The organism is Mycobacterium persicum (genome assembly GCF_002086915.1).
In the GTDB taxonomy this organism is placed as follows: Bacteria; Actinomycetota; Actinomycetes; order Mycobacteriales; family Mycobacteriaceae; genus Mycobacterium; species Mycobacterium persicum.
Genome location: NZ_MWQA01000001.1, coordinates 833219 through 850097 on the forward strand (window position 1 = coordinate 833219; position 16879 = coordinate 850097).

Below are 16879 nucleotides of genomic sequence, written 5' to 3' on the forward strand. Positions count from 1 at the left end.
GGCCATCAGCACACGCTCGGCGCCATCAGCCGCCGACCCAACCGCACCAGCATGCGATTTCCATCTCCGCATACCGGGGCGCAGCCCCACGACGGCTCGCACCCCATCCCACAGAGACTCGTGTGACTGTTGTGACATTCTCCGCTAGCGCTCACCGGCGGGGACTGCGATGACCGCGCTCCAATCTCGCCTGCCGTCTTCCGCCGACCGGTAGAGTCACGAATTCGTGCAGATCGCAGTGACTGGCGGCACCGGATATCTCGGCGCGCACATCGTTCGTGGCCTCTTGACCGCCGGGCATGACGTGCGGCTTCTTGCCGAGCTCGGCTGGAATAATCCCCAACTGCTGCAACGGCTTTCCAAGCTCGGCACGATCACCGTGCTGGCGGGCGATGTCCGCGACTCCGACACGGTGACGCGGCTCCTGGACGGCTGTGACGCCGTGCTGCATGCCGCCGGCGTCGTCGGGACGGACAATCGGCGCGCGAAGTTGATGTGGCAGGTCAATGCGTATGCGACCGAGGCGGTATTGCGTCAGGCGCATGACCGCGGGCTGGACCCGATCGTCTCGATCAACAGCTACAGCGCCCTCTTCCCGCCGCCGGGACCGGTGATCGGGCCGGATACTCCGACTGCGGCGGGTAGGTCGGCCTACGCCAAGACAAAGGGCTACGCCGATCGAGTTGCCCGGCGGCTGCAAGACGAGGGCGCACCCATTGTCCTCACCTATCCGTCGAGCGTGGTCGGTCCGGCCTTCACGACGGCGCCCGGTATCACCGAACAGGGTTGGGCACCGATACTTCGGACTGGTGTGGCGCCACGACTGCGCAACGCCGGAATGATGATGGTGGACGTGCGCGACATCGCCGAGGTGCATGTTGCGGCGATGCGCCCAGGGCAGGGCCCCAAACGTTACGTGTGCGGCGGCGTGATGCTGAGCTTCGAGGAGATGATCGCTGCCTTCGAGGCCGGCTCCGGACGCCACATCAGGCGAATTCCGCTATCCGGCAGGGCATTTCGGACCATGGGGAGGATCGCGGATGTCGTCGGTGGTCTACTGCCGCTGGGAGCCGGATTCAGTTTCGAAGCCGCACAACTGCTCACCGCGGCGATACCCACCGACGACTCGCGCACCCTGGCCGAGCTCGGGGTGACCTGGCACTCGCCCCGCGAGGCGATCATCGCGACGTTCGCGCACCGCACCGAAGAAGAAAGATAAGTGACAGCCGTCCCGCCGTCAGTTAACCCCGGGGCTGGCGGCCCGCAGCCGCTCGAAGGCCCCGGCGAACCCGTCGACTATCGTTTCGTGGTCGGGCACCAGGGTCTTGTCACAGGCGATACCCACGACGACGTTGCCGTTGTAGGTGGAAATGGTGAAACTCATGGGCTGGTTGCCCGATACCGGTGCCCACCCGACGATGCCCGCCACCTTGCTACCGGCCAGGTACACCGGCATCGGCGGGCCGGGAACATTCGTGAGGGTGCCGATCGTGCGGTTGGTGAACAAGTCCACCGATGCCTCGTAGAGCTGCCGATTGAACCCGGCGATGGTCTCTTGCAGGCGAAACGCCACGGCCGCCTCGTGGCCGTGCTTGATCCGGTTCATCCGCCGCTTGGCCACGGCCAGGACTCGCAGGGGGTCGGGCTGATCGGTCGGCAGTTCGAGTTGAACCAACGCGAACTCGTTGCCGAGACGGTCGGGCAGCGTCACGTCGACGGGTTTGAGGTTGACCGGGATCATGAAAGTCACCGCGGAACAACGGGCATGGTGGGCCTGCAGGTAGTCGTGCAACGCTCCGGCCACACTGGCCACGAGTATGTCGTTGACCGTGCACCGGTTCGCCTTTGCCACGGCCTTCACCGTGGCCAGCGACACCGGCTCCGACCACGCCACCCCTTTGTCCTGGCCGGCGGTACCGGTCCAGATTGTCGAGTCGTTGCGGGTGCCGATCAGCAGTTTGCGCAGCGTGTCCACGTCACCCGGCGCGGCGGAGAACACGTCGACCAGTGTGCCGCTGCCGGGCACGGCGGCGCGCATGGCGGAGCGTACGGACTCGGCGATGCCGGACATCGTCGCCCGGGTGGACGTGGTGATCGTGTGGCCGGCCCCCACCGGGTTCTGCACGGCCAGGCGGCCAAACTCGTTGGCGCGGCCGAGGATTCGGGGAAGCTCGGCGGCGGCCCCGATGACCCCGGCCGCCACGTCCGTCGCCCGTCCGGTCGGGTCGCTCAGCGTCTCTTCGAGAAGCGACCTGCCGCGCCGCGCGGTGCCCGCCGCTCGGCCCGCTGCCGTTCGCAGCCGGTCTCTTATCGGCTGCCCCGGCGGCTGCGGGCGTGCCGCGTGCTGCAGGACCCCGGGGTCGCGGACCAGACCTCCCGAGGGGGACGCATCGAACAGGCTCATCGCCAATTCGACCATGCGCATCCCGTCGGCGACGGCGTGGTGGGTCCGCATGATGATCGCGCTGCCGTGCCGGTAGCGGTTCACCCAAATCCCTTGCCAGAGTGGCCGGTTGCGGTCGAGCATTTCGGTGCGGTGGCTGGCTACCAGCGCCTGCAGTTCGCGGCGATCGTCGGGATCGTTCAGGTCCACAATCGTGACGTGCCGCTCGAAGTCGAACTCGTCGTCGACCTCCCACCACCACGAGCCGTCGCGGTCCTTGACCGCCAGGCTGCGGAACACGGGGTAGCGGGTGGTGAGCCGCTCCTCGATAACTTCGCGCACCCGGCTCCAGTCGAGCGGGTCGGCCGTCCAAACCACCGTGTCGACGACCATCAGGTTGTTCGGCCGGTCCATCTCCAACCACAGAGCGTCCTGGATGCCGAGCCGGTGTCGCTCTGCCATCTTGCACCTCCACGACCGATCGACCGCGCGCCCGGGGGGTCCGCGCTTCGTACCGAGAATCATGCGCCCAGCTGATGCCCTCAGGCCAGCCTCGTGGCCTAGGGGGTCGCCGCGCGGACCGAGGGCGCGGTAGCAGACATTGCCACCGATTGCCGCCTGGACATTGACAACCTGATTCGGATACCGGCCTGGCGCAGTCATTACTATTCCGGCGCAACCCCAAGTGACTGGTTGCGGACGAGCAAGGAGGACGACTCGTGGCCCTTACATTGAACCAGGCCCGTTCGCTCTACGACCGGATCGGTCGTGTCCAGGACTGGCAGGCGTTCTATGAGGACGCGACGATAAACCGGCTCGTGGACCATGCGGAGCTGGCCGAGGGCCAGACGATCTTTGAATTCGGTTGTGGTACTGGCCGATTAGCCGCGCATTTGCTGCGTGCGGTGCCCCCCAGCGTCAACTACCTCGGCGTCGACATCAGCCCGGTGATGATCAGCTTGGCCACCGCTCGGGTCGCCGCCTGGGCCGAGCGGGCCAAGGTTGTGCTGGTTGACGGCTCGCTGCCGCTGCCCGTCGATGACGGATTCGCGGACCGTGTGTTCTCCACGTTCGTGTTCGATCTGCTCGACGAACCTTACGCCGTGGCGGTTCTGGAAGATCTGCGGCGGATCCTTGCGCCCAACGGCCGGATTTGCCTGGCCAGCCTGAGTTACGGAGAGCGGTTTTTCGAGCGAGCCATCTGCCGAACCTGGACGGGCATCTGGCGCGTCGCGCCGCAGGTCCTGGGCGGGTGTCGTCCGATCAGCGTGAGCGCCCTGCTGGAGCACGGCTGGAAAATGGAGCATCAGTCACGCGTCCATCGCCTGGGAATTGTCATGGATGTCGTCATCGCGACTCCGGACGCACGCTGATGATGGTCATTTGGCTGCGCTTCTGGCGGCATAGCAACAGGTGGTATGCCCAGGCGAGCGCTAGCCGCTGAAACCGTTTTGAAGCCGAGGCGTAGACGGCCGAACCAACGCCGACCAACTACGTCGACAGCACATTGTCGAGCGTCCGCAGCGCCGCCGCGACCCGCGCGATGCCGTGCTCGGCGCAGAAGCGGACGACGTCACGAACGCCGTCCTTGCCGAGACCGGCGTCGAGCGCGAGTTCGACATGCCGGCGGTAAGATTCGTCCAGGGTCTGCAGGGCGACATCGGATGTCAGCGCCATGATGGCCCGCTCGCGCATGCTGAGCCGGTCCTCCGACCATGCCCGCGACAGCTGCCAAGCAACGAATTCGGTGGTCCATTCGTCGGTGGTGCCAAGGTGCGCCACCACGTCAGCCACGGCCTCAGGTGCCGACGACTCGTCGAGATCGCTTGTCTCCATACCGATCTCGGCGGCGACCTGCTGAAGCCGGGCAAGTGCGTCGGCGGCCGCCGGATAACCCGAATACGGGGCGATAAACCGGATCGCGGCCAACAGGTCGGCATAGGCCAGACCGTGCATCGCCGCCGCGGTGACGTGCATCCGGAACGCCAGCCCCAGAGTCGGACGGCAGATGTCCATGGCCAGGTTCTGCAGTAGCTTCTCCCGGACGCTCGTCCCGGCCAGTCCGAACGCAGCAGCACCCACGTCCACTGCGAGCCTCTCGAACTGCGGATCCACCTCACCAAGCGGACTGCTCGGTAACTTTACCGTCATTGTGCTCCCCTTTACCTTAGACGCCACAACGGAATTCGGCCGGGATCAGCCTGCCGGTACCAGCTCGCGCACCACGTCGAGCCTGAGGAATTCCGGCGCCTTGATCACCCAGCGGAGCATGAAGCGGATGAACGGCGGCATGCCGTTCGCCTTCTCGTCACGAAATAGCGTCGGGGCGCCGAGCTGGTAATGCCGCCGCCGGGTCTGCAGCTCACAGCCGCCCGCGGCGAGCACATTGCGCACCCAGTCGGTGCCGGGGCCGTAGGTCAGCGCGATCACAAATCCGTCGTCGCGACGGAATACCCACAACGGAGTGCGGAAGACGCGGCCAGACTTGCGACCGCGATGGATGACGACCCCCCATCCCGGCGCCCAGGTGGCGACGTACTTGGTGACTCGATTAAGTCCCAACTTGTTGGCTTGGGCGACCCATCGTGGTGCCGGCATTTTAAACTCCTCACTCGTGGAATTTATCTGTCCAGGCTAACGCCCGCCGACCCAGAAGTCAACGACTGTAGAATTCTGGAACTATGCGCCCGATTGGACGACGCCCCGGTAATCCCGACACCCGCAACGCGATCGTCACGACCGCTCGCCGGTTGTTCGCCGACTCTGGATACGAAAAGACGTCGGTCCGCGACGTCGCTACCGCCGCCGGCGTTGACCCGGCCCTGATCCGGCACTATTTCGGCAGCAAGGCCGAGCTGTTCAGGTCCACCGTGGGCTGGCCGTTCGAGTCGGACGCGATCAGCGCACGCATCGTCAGTGGCGATCGCGGCAACATCGGCGCGCGGCTGACACGGGTGTTCTTCGAGGCATGGGAGCAACCGGATTCCCGCGCCCCGCTGCTGGCGATCCTGCGGGGTGCGGCCACCCACGATGAATCCACCGCCCTGGTACGGCAATTCATTCAGGGCCAGCTGTACCCGCAGTTGGCCAAGCCGTTGCAGGGGTCGGATGCCCAACTGCGGATCGACCTGGCGATGGCCCAACTACTGGGGATCGCCTACCTGCGCCACGTCCTGCAGGTGGAGCCGATCGCGTCTACACCAGCCGACGAACTCATTGCACGGGTCACGCCAATTATCAACGCCCACCTCAAAATCAGGTGAAACCGGCGACGAAGATCAACCACCGCCGACACCAGCCTGGTCACCCGAACATGCTACGTGTGCGCCGACACGTTGTTGCCGCAATGTGGGTAGTAGCCCCAATGCGGCCAGGGGCATCATGTCCCTAGCGTTCCCGGCATGAACATACCGCAACCGGTGATCTGCTCGCAGCTCGCCGGCGTCGCCACGGACCATAACCCGAACTTTTGAGGCGGATGCCTCAAGCGCCACCATCCCCGTTCGATCAATGATCTCCGCATGGCCTTTTTGAGTGGCCGATGCGAAGCGGCGGCCTTGAACTGAAATGCGTTGCACCACAAACGCCAGAAAGGAAATATCCATGACCACAACAGCCAGCGAGACCCCCGTCGACAACGGCGTCAACGTCGACGCTCTCCTGGGCGTCCGGAACGCGTTGCCCGACACACCGGAGATCGCCCAGTTCCACTGGCGGACAATGGTTTACTGCGTCAACGGTACCCACAGCCGATCGGTGCAGGCGACCATCGAGGCCGACCCCGACCTGCACGGAATTCTCGGTGCCGACCCCGACGTCCGCAACGGATTCAGCGGCGTTCGGGTGAGCTACCAGATCAATGCCGACGCGACCCCCGACGAGATCAAAGCGCTGGTGGCCCAGTCACAGAAGCGCTCGGCGGTCTTCGACATGCTCGTCAACCCGACCGACGTCACCGTCGACGTCACCTGAAGGCACGGAGGCGATCGGTGCGGCGGCATGTCCGCATTACGTGTCCATCATCGCACTAAGGAGAATCCCCATGGTTACCAACACCATTCGCAGCACGCCAGTGCTCGGGCAGACTGCCGAGCTCTCGCGCACCATCGGTGACGACGACATCGCGCTGTTCACGCGGATCAGCGGCGACCGCAATCCGCTGCACTACGACGAGGCCGCCGCCAAAGCCTGCCGGTTCGGCGAAATCGTCGTCCAGGGCGGCATCACCAGCGCGATCCTCAACGCCGTCGTGGCCGAAGAACTGCCCGGACCGGGAACGGTGTTCCTCAACGTCAACTGGTCTTTCAAGGCACCGGTACGCCCGGGCGACACCATCACCGGCCGCGTCGAGGTCACCTCGGTTCGCACCGACAAGCCGATCACCGAACTCAAGACGACGGTCACCCGCGACGACGGCACGGTCGTGCTCGACGGCACGGCGCTCTGCTACACGATGGACACCCGTTACGAATAGTCACTCCATCGCAGTCATCCGCTAGGGCGGCGCTGATGTATGTGCCGTTGGCTGTTGGGGCGACGGCCGGTCTGGTCACATCAGTCACTCGAGCCACTCGGGGCGGGGGTATTCGTTGTGCCCGCCCGTTAGCGACAATTCCGTTGTGCACCTAGGTTTGTCGCTCACAGGCGGCATGCCGGTGCGGTCGGGTGCATGGCTGACGGCGCCGAGTGTGCGTTGGCGGCGTCAAGTGTGCGTTGGCGGCGTCGAGTGCGCCGTCAGGGCGGCCGATCATGCCGGTTTCCGCCCTACATGCACAGTCAAAGCCATCACTGCACACTCGATAATGCGGCAGCACAGCCGATTCGGTGAGCAGGCGCGATATCCCCCGAACGCCTTCCACCACAGCCGGTTTGAGCGAAGGTGCGTTATCGGCGTGCCGAAAACGGCGCTAGGCATCTAAGGCTGCGCAAGAGGATATCGTTGACCAGCCGCATTCGTGGTCACCATGAATTTCCGAGCGAGCCGGGCAAATCGAGTACCCGCTCAGCCGGACTCCGGTGAGCGCGGCAACCGGATCATCGTCCATTTCCGTGGCGGGTCTGGTCTCAAGCAGACCAGCGATATCCCGCGGCGGCTGTCAGCAATCGCCGATTTCGCCGACGACCTCGATCTCGCAATAGGCGCCAAAAGCCCCGGAAAGGCGTGCATCTGCGGTAACCAGTACGACGTCGAGAGCCTCGGCCAGCGCAACGTAGGCGGCATCGTAGGTCGTCAGGACATGCCGCAGTTCCCATACCCGGTGGAGCAATGGCTGATGTGAGGACTGACGCAGCGGCAGATCCGTCAGGTCCGCCACCGCGCTCGCGGCCCTGCGAGCCGGCATCCGTTTCGCCGCGACCTCGCGGCGCCACACCGAGACCACCTCGAGGTCGATGAGTTCCGGAGCAACCAACGTCTCGCGCGCCAAACGTTCCCGCGCGAGCCGGCCGTCCGACCCGTCGTCGCCCAGCGCTACGGCCAGTACGCTCGCATCAACGACGATCACGATCAGCCCGAACGTCATCGACGGCGGCTCTGAAAGACACGCGGCCGCCGCGACGTGTGGTGATGCGGTCGAACACCTCATCCAGCGTGGGTTGATTCGCGTCGGCGATGAGCCGACTTCGGAGGTATTCCTGTAGGGATTGATGTGCGCGTGCGGCTCGCTCCCGCAGAACTCGGTGAGTGTCCTCCGGAACGTCCTTGATCTGCACACTGGGCATGGCGCCATTTTGGCGCTATGAGCGCCAAAACACAAGTACGACGGGTGTCCGACTTACATGCCGAAGTGCGTGCGCCGCAATGCCGCAACGGCCTCCGGCGGTCCGCAAACTTCGACGTGTGCCGCCGCTTCGCGCCCGAAGACATACAACAGCAGCTCACCCGGCGGGCCGCTGAGCCGTGCGGCAGGATCGCCCGAGCGCACCCGAACCACCTCGCCGGCACCGGCCCACTCGACCTCCAGCCCGCAACCGCGCAGCCGCCGACTCAGATACCGCGCGCCGCGGCGGACGTTCCGCCACAAGCACAATGCAAACGCCGGCCGCCAGATCGCGCTCGCGCAACACGATGTGGGCGGCCAGATCGTGAGCGGTCCAGCCCTCGAGCAAGGTGGGAACGGCGGGGCCCAGTTCGTCGAAAAGGTCGCAAAGTTCCAGGCGCTCCTGTATGTCCAACGACACATCGGCCATACCGCCGCAGTCTACGAGCAATGCCCGGGGCAAGTGGCCCGTCGCTCACGAACTCCAATATCGACGCTGCCGCGAGGCCGGCAGCGTATACCGGCATCACCTGGAAGGAATGGGTGACTTGTATGAAGAGCCCGATTTCGCTCGGATGGTGCCAAAGTGACCGATAGGGGGTTTCGTGACTGGTGAGCTGACCACGAGGTTGGAAGCGATGGCATCACCCGCGTAAATTCTTGCGAATCAAAGTGATGATCTGAAAGCGAAATTAGACAGTATCACCGATGATTGGCGCGCATTGTCAGCGTCCTGGCGTGGTATTGCGGCATCGGCCTTCCAGCCGCCTTGGGAAGAGTGGCACCAGGGTGCAACAGCCGTCGCGGCCATCTTGTCTGAGCACTCGCAGCGGTTGCTACGTTCGCTGGACCTCATGCTCGACCACGAGACCATCGCGGCAAAAGCGTTCGAGGCGCTGACCGCAGCGGACCCATCATTATGATCCACCGCTACACGGTCGACTTAGAGGCGCTATTGCATTTCGCCGATCGGCTGGCCAAGTTCAATTCGCAAGCCGAACAGATTGCGACGGCCGTAGAACCAATGCGTAGCTGAGCTGCACGGCACCAACAGCGGCCGCCGCAATTGGACTACATCGTGTTCTTTGGGTTTCATGTCTGTCGTTCTCTCATCTACTGGCAGGAATCGCCGTCACCAAACGCACGACTCCATCATTGCCGCGTATCCATGCAAATGTTACGTCAATAACATTTCCATTCGCTCCCGTGATTGAGATTACTTGAGGGTATTTTATGTCATATTGTGTCACACCCGTTTGTACAGCTTTGCTATCGTTAAAGACGATCTGCCTGGCAAGGTCGGATTCATTCTCGCGGGTGAAACCTGGAGCCGTTCCACTCGACCGCAACCCCTTGTCGTGGTTGCCATTTCCCGGCGAGAAACCCGTCGCTCACGAACTCCAATATCGACGCTGCCGCGAGGCGGGCTGATAGTTCGGGCCCGCGGTCTCGTCCACTCGCTTCAGCAGCAGTTCGCACGGCGGCTCGAACTGCTCGGCGAATAGAATCGCGGCGGCTTCTCCGAGCATCTGCCACGGCTGGGTGGTCAACTCGTCGGTTCTGCGTTCAACGGCTTCGCGGAGATCGAGGCCCGGCTGTAGAACCGTGTCTTCGGCCGCTAATCCCTTGGCACGCAGGCGTTCCCAGCCCGCGGAGAGGTCGTCGGCCGACGTGCCGCGCGACAAACCCAGCCAGTCTTTTTCGTAGCCTAGCCACGCGTTGTGCAGAATCGACGCCTCGGCGTGGGTCAGACCAGCAGCCGTGAGGACCGCCCAGTGAGTGTCACCTCGCCACTCCCGCAGGCAGTTGACCGCATGCCAGCCCGACAGCAAGGGGTCATCCGGACGCGGCATATCCAGGTGGGCCGCAAAGAACGCCCGCCCCATTCGGGGCAAGGCTTCCACCACGGGCCACAGCCTGGGACCCAGCTCTTCCAGGGGCGCCATGATATCCGGGACGTAGCTGTGAAGCCCTTCCACAACTGCCTCGTCACGGGCTCGCCAGAAATCCACAAACGACCGACCGGACTGCGCAACCGCCGGGAATAGCACACGCAGCGCCAGCGGCGAGATCGAGCCGAAGGCGGCAATCACCGCCTCGGGCCCGGCGGGCGCGAGCGGCGCGGCGCGTGCCGCCAGGTACCCGGCGGCTTGGTAGCCCAAGCCGGCGGCCAGATAATCCGGCAATCCGAGCGCTTCATACCGTGCGACAGCGCCCGGATCCCAGAAGATCCAGCCCACTACGGTTTGCACGGATCGAGCGTTGCGCGCGGTGATAGCGGGCCAGTCAGGCCCCTCCGGTGGACTCACCTGGACCCAGAGCGGCAGTTCACTCGACGCCATCGACGTCCCGTCCCTTAAGGCACCCATTTCTGAACCGAATATCCCGGGCGCGGTTCAGTGATAGCGGATATCGCTGGCAAGTCACTGCCAATCTGCTGGGGAATACCTTACGACTGGCGCCACCAATTCCCGATCGCAACACCTTGCGTTGCTTATGTTTCCGACGACAGAGCGCGAATCACACTAGCAAACAACATGATCGAGCCGCGCACCCCGGCCAAGGCCCAGGTTACTCACAACCAAACGATGTGACCTCACAACATGAAGGTCCCTACCGGCGCAACGTACAACAGCGCAACATCGATGTCATGACCCGTGGGTCCGGTGACGTACCTTCGGGTACCTGCCGCTGACCAACATCATCGTTGATGTCGCAGGCCGGTCCGGTGGCCGCCCACCGTCGACTCCCGCCGGAAGGGACACAACCGCCAAAGCGCTGCGCGCCACGGCGATCCGGATCGCCAACGTTCGCGAAGGAGTATGCCACATGACCACAGCAGCCCGTCCCGCCAAGACTCGCAACGAAGGCCAGTGGGCGCTGGGACAGCGTGAGCCGCTCAACGACGCGGAACAGTTCAAGCAAGAGGACGCACCGCTGAATGTCCGCGACCGAATCCTGAACGTCTATGCCAAGCAAGGTTTCGACAGCATCGAAAAGTCCGACCTACGTGGCCGCTTCCGCTGGATGGGCCTCTACACGCAACGTGAACAGGGTTACGACGGCACCTGGACCGGTGAGGAAAACACCGACACCATCGAGGCCAAGTATTTCATGATGCGGGTGCGCTCCGACGGCAAGCCGATGTCGGCCGCCACGGTGCGTGCCCTGGGCCAAATCTCGACTGACTTCGCCCGTGACACCGCCGACATCGGCGACCGGGAGAACGTCCAATTCCATTGGATCCGAATCGAAGACGTGCCCGAGATCTGGGATCGGCTGGCGTCGGTCGGTCTGACCACCACCGAGGCCTGCGGCGACTGCCCGCGCGCCATCCACGGTTCTCCGCTGGCCGGCGACTCGGTCGACGAAATCCTCGACCCCTCACCGGCGATCGACGAAATCCTGCGGCGCTTCATGAACAATCCCGAATACGCCAATCTGCCGCGCAAGTACAAGAGTGCGATCTCGGGCCTGCAGGACGTCTCTCACGAAACTCACGACGTCGCCTTCATCGGCGTCAACCATCCCGAGCACGGCCCGGGGATGGACCTGTGGGTCGGCGGCGGCCTGTCGACCAACCCGATGCTGGCCCAACGGGTCGGTGTGTGGGTCCCGCTCGACGAGGTGCCCGACGTCTGGGAAGCGGTCACCAAGCTGTTCCGGGACTACGGCTACCGCCGGCTGCGCGCCAAGGCCCGCCTGAAGTTCCTAGTGAAGGATTGGGGCATCGAGAAATTCCGCGAGGTCCTGGAATCCGAGTACCTTGACCGCCGGCTGATCGACGGCCCGGCCCCGGAGCCGGTCAAGCACCCGATCGACCACGTCGGGGTGCAGCGGCTCAAGAACGGGCTCAACGCCGTCGGGGTCGCCCCCATCGCCGGCCGGGTATCGGGAACCATCCTGTGCAAGGTGGCCGACCTCATGGAAAAGGCTGGCTCGGAACGCGCCCGGTTCACCCCTTACCAGAAACTGGTCATCCTCGACGTCGCCGACGACAAGGTCGACGAACTGGTGGCCGGTCTGGATGCGATCGGTCTGCCGTCGCGTCCGTCGGCGTGGCGCAAGAACATGATGGCTTGCACCGGCATCGAGTTCTGCAAGCTGTCGTTCGCCGAAACCCGGGTCAGGGCACAGTCTTTGGTTCCGGAACTGGAAAGCCGTCTGGCCGACATCAATACCAATCTGGACGTGCCGATCACCATCAACGTCAACGGATGCCCCAACTCCTGCGCTCGAATTCAGGTCGCCGACATCGGTTTCAAGGGCCAAATGGTCGACGACGGAGACGGCAAACCGGTCGAGGGGTTCCAGGTCCACCTCGGCGGCGGCCTCGGCGAAGACAGCGGATTCGGCCGGAAACTGCGCCAGCACAAGGTCACCAGCGCCGAACTGGGCGACTACATCGATCGGGTGGTCCGCAACTTCGTCACACAGCGCCACGACGGCGAACGGTTCGCAACCTGGGCACTGCGGGCCGAGGAGGAAGACCTTCGATAAGTCCACCCGAAACGAGCGGAGGACGACGAGATGAGTTACACCGAGCCGCAACTACGTGAATTGGCTGCCCGTGGCGCCGACGAGCTGGAGGGAGCCAGCGCTACCGACCTGTTGCGTTGGACCGACGCCCACTTCGGCGGCGTCAACGGCCCCCGGGGCTGGGCCACCTGCAACTACGTGGTCGCCTCCAACATGCAAGAAGCCGTATTGGTGGACTTGGCCTCCAAAGTGCGCCCGGGCGTGCCGGTGATCTTCCTCGACACCGGCTATCACTTCGCCGAAACCCTCGGCACCCGGGACGCGGTCGAATCCGTCTATGACATCCGGGTTCTCAACGTCGCCCCCGAACACACGGTGGCCGAACAGGACGAGCTGCTCGGCAAGGACCTGTTCGCCCGCAACCCCACCGAGTGCTGCCGGCTGCGCAAGGTCGTCCCGCTGACCAAGGCGTTGCGCGGGTATTCGGCCTGGGTCACCGGCATCCGCCGGGTGGAGGCGCCCACGCGCGCCAACGCCCCGCTGATCAGCTTCGACGAGGCGTTCGGACTAGTGAAGGTCAACCCGCTGGCCACCTGGACCGACGAGGACGTGGAGACCTACATCCAGCAGAACAACGTGCTGGTCAATCCGCTCGTCGACGAGGGCTACCCGTCGATCGGCTGCGCTCCCTGCACAACCAAACCGGCCGCCGGCGCCGACCCGCGCAGTGGGCGCTGGCAAGGGCTGGCCAAGACCGAATGCGGGTTGCACGCCTCATGAGCACTTTGATCCTCACCGCGCACGGCAGCAGAGATCCGCGATCGGCGGCCAACGCCCGAGCCGTCGCAGCCGAGCTCACCCGCATTCGGCCCGGAATCGACGTGCGGCCGGCCTTCCTGGAACTGGCCGAGCCGGCATTCATCGACGTAGTCGCCGGCTTGCCCAACGGCCGTCAGGCCGTCGTCGCGCCCCTGCTGCTGGCCAGCGCCTACCACGCACGTCGCGACATTCCCAGCCAGATTGCGCGTGCCGGCGCGCACGGCGTCCGCCAGGCCGACGTGCTCGGTGAAGACGATCGCTTGGTATCGGTATTGCGCGAACGCCTGGCAGAACTCGGCATTTCACCGCTCGACCGGGACCTGGGTGTGGCAGTGGTCGCGATCGGCTCATCGAACGCCGCGGCCAATGCCCGTACCGCGCAGGTGGCCGCCGCGCTGGCCGCCGGCACCCGCTGGGCCGGAGCCACCATCGCCTTTGCCACCCGGCCGCAACCGTCGGTGGCCGACGCGGTCGCGCAGTTGCGGCGCCGCGGCGCCCGCCGCCTTGTCATCGCACCGTGGTTCCTGGCGCCGGGTCTCATCACCGACAAGGTGTGGAACTACGCGCGCGACAACGGTATTCCGATGGCCCAACCGCTAGGCGCGCACCGGCTGGTGGCCGAGACGCTGCTCGACCGCTACGACCAGGCGCTGGCCCACCACGTCGCCGCTTAGCCGCATTCCTAGCCGAAGCGGATATGGCTGAGCAGCTCCCGGATGGCCCCAGCGGGCGGGGTGCGCCCGCCAACCCAGATGGCCCGAAACTGGCGCCGCAGGTCCAATTCGGGCACCGGAACGGCGCTCAGTCGGCCGACCGCGAGGTCGTCGGCCACCGCCAGCCGGCTCATGGCCGCCGGCCCGGCACCAGCCAGCACCGCGGCCCGCATGGCCGCGGCGGAGGATAATTCGAGCACCGGCGGCGCTTGGCGCACATCGTCGCCCAGCACCTGACGCAGCGCCACCGTCAGCGAATCGCGGATGCCCGAACGGGGTTCGCGAGTAACCAACGGTGTTTGCGCGAGTTCACCGGCGCTCACCGGGTGTGCTCGCCGAGTCCACTTGTGGCCCGGCGGCACCACGATCACCAGCTCGTCATGGCCCACCACACAGCTGCCCAACCCTTTTGGCGGCCCGGGATTTTCGACGAATCCAAGATCAGCGGTGCCACCGCGAACCGCAGCGATGGCGTGCTCGCTGTTGGTAGCCGTCAAGATCACCTGGGGGGCGCTGTCACCGCGCCGCCTGGCCGCGTCCTGTAACGACAGCAGCCAGTGCGGCATCAGCTGTTCGGCGATCGTCTGGCTGGCCACCACTTTGATCCGCTCCCGCCCCTCCTTGCGCAACGCGCCCAGACCGGCATCGACCTCGCTCGCGACGTCGAGTAAGCGCGCAGCCCACTCGGCGACAACCACTCCGGCCGGGGTGAGTTGTGAGCCGCGGGTGGTTCGGGCGGCCAGCGTCACACCGACCTGGGCTTCCATCGCCGCCAGCCGTTTTGACACGGCTTGTTGGGTCAAGCCGAGTTCGCGCGCGGCGCCGCCGAGGCTGCCGGTCTGCGCGATCGCCAGAAAGATCTCGAACGAGCCGAGTTCGGGCATGCGGGAACTGAGCGGCATGGTTGATGAAACCACGAAAACGCCGACACAACCATTGTTTGTGACAACACAACATCGACACGTCTACCCCGGCCCGGCGCAGACGGCAACCATGAGATTCATGACCCGTCCGTATCACGTAGCGATTGTGGGTTCCGGTCCGTCGGGATTCTTCGCCGCGGCGTCGCTGCTGAAAGCCGCCGACGCCGGCGAAGGGCTCGAGGTCGCGGTCGACATGCTGGAAATGCTGCCCACGCCATGGGGTTTGGTGCGCTCCGGGGTGGCACCTGATCACCCCAAGATCAAATCGGTCAGCCAGCAGTTCGAGAAGACCGCGCAAGACCCCCGATTCCGGTTCTTCGGCAACGTCACGGTCGGCCAGCATGTCCAGGCCGCAGAACTCGCCGAGCGCTACGACGCGGTGATCTACGCCGTCGGCGCCCAATCCGACCGGCCCCTGGGCATTCCCGGCGAACAGCTGCCGGGCAGCGTCGCCGCGGTCGATTTTGTCGGCTGGTACAACGCGCACCCACACTTCGAGCAGATGTCCCCCGATCTATCGGGCCGCCGCGCCGTCGTGGTGGGCAACGGCAACGTCGCGGTCGACGTCGCCCGGATCCTGGTGACCGATCCCGACGTGCTTGCGGTCACCGACATCGCCGACCATGCATTGACGGCGTTGCGCGCCTGCCACATCGAGGAAGTGGTGATCATCGGTCGGCGCGGCCCTTTGCAGAGCGCGTTCACCACCCTGGAATTGCGCGAACTCGGAGAACTCGAGGGCGTCGACGTTGTCGTCGACCCGACCCAGCTGGAGGGCATCAGCGACGACGACCTGGCCTCCGCCGGCAAGGTCGCCAAACAGAACATCAAGGTGCTGCGCGACTACGCCGCCCGCGCACCCCGGTCCGGACACCGCCGGATCGTGTTGCGGTTCTTGACGTCTCCCATCGAAATCAACGGGAACGACAAGGTGGAAAGTATCGTGCTCGGCAGCAACGAGCTGGTCAGTGACGCCGGCGGCCGAATAGTGGCCAAGGACACCGGGGCCCGGGAAGAGCTGCCCGCGCAGCTAGTGGTGCGATCGGTGGGCTACCGCGGTATACCCACACCCGGGCTGCCGTTCGACTCCAAGAGCGCCACCATCCCCCACACCGACGGCCGGATCACGGGCAGCCGCAACGAATACGTCGTCGGCTGGATCAAGCGCGGTCCGAGCGGGGTGATCGGTACCAACAAGAAGGACGCCCAGGACACCGTCGACACCCTGCTCGCGGACCTGGCCGCACAGCCCGGCAACGGCACCCCCGCCGAGGACCGCGCTGACGAACTCGCCCGGTGGCTCGCGTCCAGGCAACCGCAGCTGGTCAGTGCCGCGCACTGGCAGGCGATCGACTGTTTCGAGCGGGAGGCCGGCGCCGCGCAGAACCGACCGCGGGTGAAGGTGGCGAGCAGGTCGGAACTGCTTCGCATCGGGGGCTGTCAGAAAGGAGAATGATTGTGGCATACGTGATTGCCGAACCCTGCGTTGATATCAAGGACAAGGCCTGCATCGAGGAATGCCCCGTCGATTGCATCTACGAGGGCGCCCGGATGCTCTACATCCACCCCGACGAGTGTGTCGACTGCGGCGCTTGCGAACCGGTGTGTCCGGTGGAGTCGATCTACTACGAAGACGATCTACCCGGCGAGTGGAGCGAGTATCAGCAGATCAACGCCGACTTCTTTGCCGAACTCGGTTCACCCGGGGGCGCGTCGAAAATCGGGATGACCGAGAACGACCCCGCCGCGGTCGTGGAGCTGCCTCGCAAGGCGGAGGCGACCTAGAGCCGACCTCGCGCGCGA

18 protein-coding genes and 1 pseudogene are annotated in these 16879 nt (G+C 65.0%); 11 read left to right on the forward strand and 8 right to left on the reverse strand.

Annotation, left to right across the window (positions count from 1 at the left end; all coding sequences use genetic code 11):
• Positions 1-226 precede the first annotated feature (226 nt).
• Complete coding sequence (locus B4U45_RS03700) at positions 227-1219, forward strand: NAD-dependent epimerase/dehydratase family protein (protein ID WP_075548018.1); 993 nt, start codon at positions 227-229, stop codon at positions 1217-1219.
• An 18-nt stretch (positions 1220-1237) separates the two neighbouring features.
• Here the strand turns inward: B4U45_RS03700 and B4U45_RS03705 are convergent, their stop codons facing one another.
• Positions 1238-2845: a WS/DGAT domain-containing protein gene (locus B4U45_RS03705; RefSeq protein ID WP_075548017.1), complete on the reverse strand. Its 1608-nt coding sequence runs from the start codon at positions 2843-2845 to the stop codon at positions 1238-1240.
• 257 nt (positions 2846-3102) lie between these two features.
• Here B4U45_RS03705 and B4U45_RS03710 point away from each other — a divergent pair, with 257 nt between their 5' ends.
• On the forward strand, positions 3103-3756 hold the full coding sequence (locus B4U45_RS03710; protein WP_075548016.1) for a class I SAM-dependent methyltransferase: 654 nt from the start codon (positions 3103-3105) through the stop codon (positions 3754-3756).
• 118 nt (positions 3757-3874) lie between these two features.
• On the opposite strand, the gene B4U45_RS03715 is transcribed toward B4U45_RS03710, so the two are convergent.
• Positions 3875-4534 (reverse strand): carboxymuconolactone decarboxylase family protein, encoded by a 660-nt coding sequence (locus B4U45_RS03715; RefSeq protein ID WP_075548015.1) that lies wholly within the window; start codon positions 4532-4534, stop codon positions 3875-3877.
• A gap of 45 nt (positions 4535-4579) precedes the next feature.
• The gene (locus B4U45_RS03720; RefSeq protein ID WP_075548014.1) at positions 4580-4981 is read right to left on the reverse strand and encodes a nitroreductase family deazaflavin-dependent oxidoreductase; all 402 of its coding nucleotides are present in this window, start codon (positions 4979-4981) and stop codon (positions 4580-4582) included.
• Between the two features lie 83 nt (positions 4982-5064).
• On the opposite strand from B4U45_RS03720, the gene B4U45_RS03725 reads away from it, so the two are divergent.
• From B4U45_RS03725 to B4U45_RS03735, 3 genes are all read left to right on the forward strand, one after another.
• On the forward strand, positions 5065-5646 hold the full coding sequence (locus B4U45_RS03725) for a TetR/AcrR family transcriptional regulator (protein WP_075548013.1): 582 nt from the start codon (positions 5065-5067) through the stop codon (positions 5644-5646).
• Positions 5647-5986: 340 nt separating this feature from the next.
• Entirely contained in the window at positions 5987-6355 is a 369-nt protein-coding gene (locus B4U45_RS03730; protein ID WP_075548012.1) for an OsmC family protein, read from the forward strand.
• A gap of 70 nt (positions 6356-6425) precedes the next feature.
• On the forward strand, positions 6426-6857 hold the full coding sequence (locus B4U45_RS03735; RefSeq protein ID WP_075548011.1) for a MaoC family dehydratase: 432 nt from the start codon (positions 6426-6428) through the stop codon (positions 6855-6857).
• A gap of 622 nt (positions 6858-7479) precedes the next feature.
• Here B4U45_RS03735 and B4U45_RS03740 read toward each other — a convergent pair.
• The 3 genes and pseudogenes from B4U45_RS03740 to B4U45_RS03745 form a co-directional block, all read right to left on the reverse strand.
• Positions 7480-7905: a type II toxin-antitoxin system VapC family toxin gene (locus tag B4U45_RS03740; RefSeq protein ID WP_158006362.1), complete on the reverse strand. Its 426-nt coding sequence runs from the start codon at positions 7903-7905 to the stop codon at positions 7480-7482.
• A complete protein-coding gene (locus B4U45_RS30275; protein WP_075510669.1) occupies positions 7874-8104 on the reverse strand; it encodes a FitA-like ribbon-helix-helix domain-containing protein in 231 nt (76 codons plus the stop codon). Before B4U45_RS30275 ends, B4U45_RS03740 begins: the two co-directional genes overlap by 32 nt.
• Positions 8105-8157: 53 nt before the next feature.
• Positions 8158-8572: pseudogene (locus tag B4U45_RS03745) on the reverse strand (hypothetical protein).
• A gap of 226 nt (positions 8573-8798) precedes the next feature.
• Between B4U45_RS03745 and B4U45_RS28885 the strand changes: the two are divergent.
• Positions 8799-9065 carry a WXG100 family type VII secretion target gene (locus tag B4U45_RS28885; RefSeq protein ID WP_258174413.1) on the forward strand — a complete coding sequence of 89 codons (267 nt, stop codon included), beginning with the start codon at positions 8799-8801 and terminating at the stop codon, positions 9063-9065.
• A gap of 468 nt (positions 9066-9533) precedes the next feature.
• Here the strand turns inward: B4U45_RS28885 and B4U45_RS03755 are convergent, their stop codons facing one another.
• Positions 9534-10511, reverse strand: a complete 978-nt coding sequence (locus B4U45_RS03755; protein WP_371687236.1) for an SCO6745 family protein — start codon at positions 10509-10511, stop codon at positions 9534-9536.
• Between the two features lie 460 nt (positions 10512-10971).
• Here B4U45_RS03755 and B4U45_RS03760 point away from each other — a divergent pair, with 460 nt between their 5' ends.
• From B4U45_RS03760 to B4U45_RS03770, 3 genes are read left to right on the forward strand one after another with little or no spacing between them, the layout of a single operon-like run.
• Complete coding sequence (locus B4U45_RS03760; RefSeq protein ID WP_075548009.1) at positions 10972-12642, forward strand: nitrite/sulfite reductase; 1671 nt, start codon at positions 10972-10974, stop codon at positions 12640-12642.
• Positions 12643-12672: 30 nt separating this feature from the next.
• A complete protein-coding gene (locus B4U45_RS03765; RefSeq protein ID WP_075548008.1) occupies positions 12673-13401 on the forward strand; it encodes a phosphoadenylyl-sulfate reductase in 729 nt (242 codons plus the stop codon).
• The gene (locus tag B4U45_RS03770) at positions 13398-14114 is read left to right on the forward strand and encodes a sirohydrochlorin chelatase (protein ID WP_075548007.1); all 717 of its coding nucleotides are present in this window, start codon (positions 13398-13400) and stop codon (positions 14112-14114) included. The genes B4U45_RS03765 and B4U45_RS03770 overlap by 4 nt, the downstream gene beginning before the upstream one ends.
• A gap of 8 nt (positions 14115-14122) precedes the next feature.
• Here the strand turns inward: B4U45_RS03770 and B4U45_RS03775 are convergent, their stop codons facing one another.
• Positions 14123-15055, reverse strand: a complete 933-nt coding sequence (locus tag B4U45_RS03775) for a LysR family transcriptional regulator (RefSeq protein WP_075548006.1) — start codon at positions 15053-15055, stop codon at positions 14123-14125.
• A gap of 100 nt (positions 15056-15155) precedes the next feature.
• On the opposite strand from B4U45_RS03775, the gene B4U45_RS03780 reads away from it, so the two are divergent.
• Positions 15156-16532, forward strand: a complete 1377-nt coding sequence (locus tag B4U45_RS03780) for an FAD-dependent oxidoreductase (RefSeq protein ID WP_240316445.1) — start codon at positions 15156-15158, stop codon at positions 16530-16532.
• 2 nt (positions 16533-16534) lie between these two features.
• The gene (fdxA, locus tag B4U45_RS03785; protein ID WP_075548031.1) at positions 16535-16861 is read left to right on the forward strand and encodes a ferredoxin; all 327 of its coding nucleotides are present in this window, start codon (positions 16535-16537) and stop codon (positions 16859-16861) included.
• The last annotated feature ends 18 nt before the right edge of the window (positions 16862-16879 follow it).